Here is a 5,998-nt window from a genome sequence, read left to right as displayed (position 1 = left end):
TGGAGTACACCCATTAAGCCGTCGCCGGGCTCAAGATTTGGCCTTGGCCAGATACGGCGCCAGCCGCCGCCCCATCTCTTCACCCAGCGCCTGCAACCCGCTCAGCGGCCGCACCATCACTTCAAATTCGACAATTTGGCCTTGTTCATTGAAGCGGATCATGTCGATACCCTTCAGTTGCTTTTCTCCCACGCGCGCACTGAACTCCAGCACGACGTTGAGCCCGTCGGCGCTCGCCAATTCACGGTGGTAGGCAAAGTCTTCAAAGACGGTGATCACGGTGTTGAGGATCATCGACACCACCGGCGCGCCGGGGTAGGGGCTGTGGGCCATGGGCGAGCGAAACACCGCATCGGGTGCCAGCAGTTCGGGAAGGGCCTTGAGGTCGCGGTTGACCAGCATCGCGTGCCAGCGTTGCAGCGTTTGGGCGGCGGCGGGGGCCAATGTCAGTTCGGACATGCTCTGTACCTGTTCTTATGAGGGGAAGGCGGTTCACCTGCCCAACATAAGAGCGGCACAGAAGAGGGGTCAATCACCCGAACTGACAGATACGTGACTGCAATGCACTCACACCACTTCCAGGTACGAGCTGTGAATCGCCCGCGCCAGCTCGCGCACGGTGTCGATAAAGTCGGTCAGGCGGCTGTGCAAGCCTTCTTCAAGGATTTCATCAATACCGGTATAGCGCAGCCGCGCCTCGAACTCTGCCGCCAGGCGCTGCGCGGTGCGGCCATAACTGCCGGGCAGGTCCGCGAGGATATGGCTCAGTTCCTCGATGCAGGCATGCAGCGAGCGCGGCACGTCACTGCGCAACAACAGCAGTTCGGACACGGAGCGCGCGTTCAGCGCATTCGGGTACAGCTCGGTATACGCCTCGAATGACGACAACGCGCGCAGCAGCGCACTCCACTGGTAATACCCGCGTGCCGAGAGGTCGCTGACTTCCTCCGATTCCTCACCAAACATCTCGTAGCGCGCATCCAGCAGGCGCAAGGTGTTGTCCGCGCGCTCGACGAAGGTGCCCAGGCGGATAAACCGGTAGGCATCATTGCGCATGATGGTGCCCGAGGTCGCGCCCCGGAACAGGTGCGAACGCTGCTTGACCCAGTCACAGAAGTGGCTGATGCCATGGCGCGCCAACCCGCCGGCGGCGATGCTGCGCATTTCCAACCAGGTGGCGTTGAGGTTTTCCCACATGTCGGCGGTGATGCGCCCGCGTACCGCGTGGGCATTGCCACGGGCGGCGCGCAGGCAGTTGTAGATACTGGCCGGGTTTTCTTCGTCGAGCGCAAAAAAGTGCAGCATGCGCTCGGCGTCCAGCTGTTTATGGCGCTCCAGGTAGCTGTCCAGGGTGCCGCTGCTGAGCAACGACATGGCCAGTTCGTCCAGGCCATCGCTGCGCCCGGCCTGGGGCATCAGCGACAGCGAATAGCTGACTTCCAGCATGCGCGCCAGGTTCTCGGCACGCTCCAGGTAACGGGACATCCAGTACAGATCTGCGGCGGTTCTACTCAACATACTCAGCCCTCCACCACCCAGGTGTCCTTGGTTCCGCCGCCTTGCGACGAGTTGACGATCAACGAGCCCTCCTTGAGTGCCACGCGGGTGAGGCCGCCCGGCACCAGCCGGGTTTCCTTGCCCGACAGCACAAAGGGCCGCAGGTCGATGTGCCGCGGCGCGATGCCGTTTTCGACAAAGGTGGGGCAGGTGGACAGGCTCAGGGTCGGTTGGGCGATGTAAGCGTGAGGCCGCGCCTTGATGCGCTGGCGGAAGTCCTCGATTTCGGCGGCCGTTGAAGCCGGGCCGACGAGCATGCCATAGCCGCCGGAGCCCTGGGTTTCCTTGACCACCAGTTCGCCCAGGTTGGCCAGCACATGCGAGAGTTCATCCGGCTTGCGGCACTGGAAGGTCGGCACGTTTTGCAAGAGGGGTTCTTCGTCCAGGTAAAACTTGATCATGGCGGGCACGTACGGGTAGATGGACTTGTCATCCGCTACGCCGGTGCCGATAGCGTTGGCCAGCACCACATTGCCGGCGCAATAGGCGGCCACCAGGCCTGGCACGCCGAGCATCGAGTCGGGGTTGAAGGCTTTCGGGTCGAGGAAGGCGTCGTCGATGCGCCGGTAAATCACGTCCACCGGCTTGGGGCCGTCGGTGGTGCGCATGAACACCTTGAGGTCCTGCACGAACAGGTCCGCGCCCTCCACCAGTTCCACGCCCATTTCCCGGGCCAGGAACGCATGTTCGAAAAATGCGCTGTTGAAGCGCCCCGGGGTGAGCACCACCACGTTGGGGTTGTCCAGGCGGCTGGAGCTTTTCAGCGTCTTGAGCAGCAGGTTGGGGTAGTGGTCCACCGGCGCGATGCGCTGCTTGGCGAACACTTCGGGGAACAGGCGCATCATCATTTTGCGGTCTTCGAGCATGTAGCTCACGCCGCTGGGTGTGCGCAGGTTGTCTTCGAGCACGTAGTAGGTGCCGTCGCCGTCGCGAACCAGGTCGACCCCGGAAATATGCGAATAGATGCCGCGGTGCAGGTCCAGCCCGACCATGGCCTTCTGGTAACCCTCGTTGCCTAGCACTTGCTCGGCGGGAATGATCCCGGCCTTGATGATGCGCTGGTCGTGGTAGATGTCGGCGAGGAACATGTTCAACGCGTTGACGCGCTGGATGCAGCCACGTTCGATCACGCTCCACTCACTGGCGGGGATGCTGCGCGGGATGATGTCGAAGGGGATCAGGCGCTCGGTGTCCTGCTCGTCGCCGTAGAGGGTGAAGGTGATACCGGCGCGGTGGAAGAGCAAATCGGCTTCGCGGCGCCGTTGGGCCAGCAGTTCCGGCGGCGTGTTGGCCAGCCAGCGGGAGAAATCCTGATAGTGCGCACGGCACGCGCCGTCTGCGTCATTCATTTCATCAAAGAAAGATCGAGCCATTCCAATACCTTGTCAGTGCCGAGGGACGCCTGGGTGGCACTGCCGCTTTAAAAACCGCATTTTTTTATGAGCCCGTGGCAGAGGGTGCCAATGGGCCTGGTCCTTACTTTCTTATGGAGTCGGCTCTGGGTCGGGGGGTAACGAATGCTCCTGTATCCGGGCAGATGAATGGATAAAGCAATGCCTGTGCCGGAATGCCCCTGGCGGCGGCGAATACCCTGTGGTGGGGGATTTTTCAGGGGCGAGCCAGCGCATTCAGCCCAAAACCGCGCCCATCAGTCATTAATGGTGCGCAGGGTGTTCCAAGGTGGTGCATGAACAAACTTGAACTTCGCCCACGCCCGATTCTTCTAAAGAGACTCGAAACTTTGTGGAGCACCGCCGTGCCCAGAATCATCTCGCCCGATACGCCGGAAGCGGCCATGAGCGATCACAGCGAACACAACGCCAAGATCTTCGGCTCGCCCAAGGACCGTCTCGACTTCTATCGCCGTGAAATCCAGTACGAAACCACGATCCTGGCCAACCGCACCGATGCGTACCTCACGGCGCAGTCATTTCTGGTGATTGCCTTCGTCTCCGGCATGGGCAACCTCAACCCGGAGTGGGGCAAGTTTTTCACCCTGATCGTGCCGGTGTTCCTGGCCGCGTTAGGCGTTCTCAGCTCGCTGAATGCCTGGCCGGGGATCCGCGCGGCCTACGAAATCATTGATCACTGGCACTACAAACAGAGCGAACTGCTGCGCAGCGAACCGGTGATGGGCATGGCCTATGATGAATCGCCGTTGTTTTCCGAAGTGGAGTCGTCCCACAAGGGTTATCGCAAATCCCTGCTGTTCTCCATGCGCGCGCCGTGGCTGTTCATGGTGTTCTGGGTATTGCTTGGCGCCTATGCGTTTTATATCCAGGTCGACAACCCTGTCTCTTAAGCAATTGGAACTTCGTCCCCCTGCGCAAGACCTTACCTATACGCAGGATGTGCGTTCAGAAACTGCCAAGAGGTGACCCATGAACACAAGCAACGATCCCCAAGTCAGCAACCGTAACGATCCGGCCATTGACGGCGGCGAACCGGCCCCCGGCACTGCCGCCGACGCGCCGAAAGATCCCAAGCCTGCCAGCGACCCCAAAGCCAAGGAAAACGACTACAGTCCAGACTTCAAGCCTGAGCCCGAGGCCAAGCCTGAAACCGATGCTGATATCGATACCCAAGGCGGTTAGAGGAGACGGTCATGTCAGAAGAAGACGAAGAACTCAACGACCCCGGCAATGAAGACCCGGGCTCGTTGATGGACGATGCAGAAGTGCCGCTCAATGATCTGGATGAAGCGGCGGATGTAGGCAATAGCGAAGATCAGGACTGACCTTTCGCCCTGGCACGTCGTTCATACCAGGCCAGCATGGGCTGGGTACTCAACCCGTGAACGACGATGCTCAGGGCGATCACCGACAGCGTCAGGTTGACCGCGACCGCGCTGCTGGTGCCGATAAGCCCGTGGTTGAGGGCGTAAAACAGGTAGTAAATACTGCCGATCCCGCGAATACCGAACCAGCCCATCAGGCCACGCTGCTGGCGATTGATCAGGGTTCCCCAGGGCATGGCATACACACTGGCCGGGCGGATCACGCAAAACAGCAAGGCCGCGATGCCCAGCGCGCGCCAGTCCCAATGGCTGACCAGCACCACCCCCAGCACTGTCACCAGAAACACCTCCATCGAACGTTCCACCAAGCTGCCAAAGGCAAGCATGTCGCCCATCATGACGCCGGCAGCAATCTGCGTATCCGCCAGTTCGGTGGTGTCGCCCTGCAAGGCATTTTCAGGGGCGACTTCCAAGTGTCCCACCACCGGCAGCGCGAGGTTTTCCGACGGGGTTTCGGCATTGCCGGTGGATTTGAATTCTGCCTGGCGCAGTCCCAGGCCCGCAGCAAACACTGAGAGAAAACCATAACCGCCCACAGCCTCGGCCGCGACGTAGGCCAGGGCGATCAGCGCCAGGGTCAAATAGTCGTTGGGTGACAGGGTGCTGTCGTCATTGGTGATGCGCAGCCACAACGTCACGCGGCCGATGCCCCGGCCCATCCAGTAGCCGATCAACAGCCCGGCCGGTACCGCCCAGAGCAAATTCTTCAGCACCCAGCCACCCCACCAGTCACCGTCAAACCCGCCGTGCTGCATGAACAGCAGCGCGAAGATCACGAAGGGAAACGCGGTGCCGTCGTTCAACCCGGCCTCCCCGGACAGGCCGAAGCGCAGCGAGTCGTAGTCCTGGGCATTGTTGACCTGGACCAGCCCCGCCAATACCGGGTCGGTCGGCGCAAGGATCGCACCGACGAGCAATGACACACCCCAGGACAACCCGAACAGGTAATGCAGCGCCAGGCAGACCCCCAGAATAGTCAGCAGCATTACCGGCCCGGCCATGCCAAACGCGATGCGCCACGTGCGATGCCGCAGAGGCAGGCGCAGTTTCAACCCGCTGACGAACAGCGAAAACAGCACCGCGACCTCGGTCAGGTGCTCCATCCAGCGTGCAGAGCCTTTAATATCCAGATCCAGCAGGTCCGCGCCCAGCGGGCCGATCGCCACCCCCAGCAACAGGCACACCGCCGAGGTGGTGACGGGCATCCAGCGCAGGTAGGAGGAGGTGAGGGCGAGGGTCAGCAGTACGGCGCCGAGCACGGCCATCCATAGAATAAAAGTCATCGAGCGAGCACCGCGGCCGTGGTCTATCCACCTTGGAGGCTGGCGGCCGGGCGCAGGTTCAATGTGATTGATTGCCAGGGCGGTTCGCTCATACAGGCGCGGGCAGGGACCGGATGCTGGACTCCAGGGCGCTGGAAGGCGTGAACACCCTGTCGTAACCCCCGCTGGTGGTTGAGTCCATAAACGCTTGAAGGCCCTTTTGCTGATCAGGGCCAAGCGCATAGACACTGGCGTTGCCTGCCGTGGCCGGCGTGACTTTCGTTCCCCCGAGCGCGTGGTCCAGCGCATGGGAGTTGGAGTGATAAAGGTATAACTGGCCATCAGGCGACTTTTGAATGTAGACAACATGAGACATGTTGCC

Annotated in this window: 8 protein-coding genes; 3 read left to right on the top strand and 5 right to left on the bottom strand. The window is 61.2% G+C overall.

Annotation, left to right across the window (positions count from 1 at the left end):
* Positions 1 to 30: 30 nt before the first annotated feature.
* The 3 genes from WBB95_RS16030 to WBB95_RS16020 all read right to left on the bottom strand — a co-directional run bounded on the left by WBB95_RS16030 (position 31) and on the right by WBB95_RS16020 (position 2,930).
* A complete protein-coding gene (locus tag WBB95_RS16030; protein ID WP_424488480.1) occupies positions 31 to 459 on the bottom strand; it encodes a nuclear transport factor 2 family protein in 429 nt (142 codons plus the stop codon).
* 108 nt (positions 460 to 567) lie between these two features.
* Positions 568 to 1,518, bottom strand: a complete 951-nt coding sequence (locus tag WBB95_RS16025; protein WP_424488479.1) for an alpha-E domain-containing protein — start codon at positions 1,516 to 1,518, stop codon at positions 568 to 570.
* 2 nt (positions 1,519 to 1,520) lie between these two features.
* Positions 1,521 to 2,930, bottom strand: a complete 1,410-nt coding sequence (locus WBB95_RS16020) for a circularly permuted type 2 ATP-grasp protein (RefSeq protein ID WP_424488478.1) — start codon at positions 2,928 to 2,930, stop codon at positions 1,521 to 1,523.
* Positions 2,931 to 3,313: 383 nt separating this feature from the next.
* On the opposite strand from WBB95_RS16020, the gene WBB95_RS16015 reads away from it, so the two are divergent.
* From WBB95_RS16015 to WBB95_RS16005, 3 genes are all read left to right on the top strand, one after another.
* A complete protein-coding gene (locus WBB95_RS16015; protein ID WP_424488477.1) occupies positions 3,314 to 3,859 on the top strand; it encodes a hypothetical protein in 546 nt (181 codons plus the stop codon).
* 79 nt (positions 3,860 to 3,938) lie between these two features.
* Positions 3,939 to 4,151: a hypothetical protein gene (locus tag WBB95_RS16010; RefSeq protein WP_145160599.1), complete on the top strand. Its 213-nt coding sequence runs from the start codon at positions 3,939 to 3,941 to the stop codon at positions 4,149 to 4,151.
* Between the two features lie 11 nt (positions 4,152 to 4,162).
* On the top strand, positions 4,163 to 4,294 hold the full coding sequence (locus WBB95_RS16005) for a hypothetical protein (RefSeq protein ID WP_424488476.1): 132 nt from the start codon (positions 4,163 to 4,165) through the stop codon (positions 4,292 to 4,294).
* Here WBB95_RS16005 and WBB95_RS16000 read toward each other — a convergent pair.
* Together WBB95_RS16000 and WBB95_RS15995 are read right to left on the bottom strand one after the other, a co-directional pair.
* Positions 4,285 to 5,637 carry a cation:proton antiporter gene (locus tag WBB95_RS16000; protein ID WP_424488475.1) on the bottom strand — a complete coding sequence of 451 codons (1,353 nt, stop codon included), beginning with the start codon at positions 5,635 to 5,637 and terminating at the stop codon, positions 4,285 to 4,287. The genes WBB95_RS16005 and WBB95_RS16000 overlap by 10 nt on opposite strands.
* Before the next feature lie 88 nt (positions 5,638 to 5,725).
* Positions 5,726 to 5,998: hypothetical protein (locus WBB95_RS15995; protein ID WP_424488474.1), on the bottom strand; the 273-nt coding region annotated here is incomplete at its 5' end.

The sequence above is a fragment of the Pseudomonas sp. genome, assembly GCF_049645325.1.
GTDB lineage: Bacteria > Pseudomonadota > Gammaproteobacteria > Pseudomonadales > Pseudomonadaceae > Aquipseudomonas.
The sequence above is the reverse complement of the archived record's forward strand: the minus strand, read 5'-3'. Positions and strand labels throughout refer to the sequence as shown.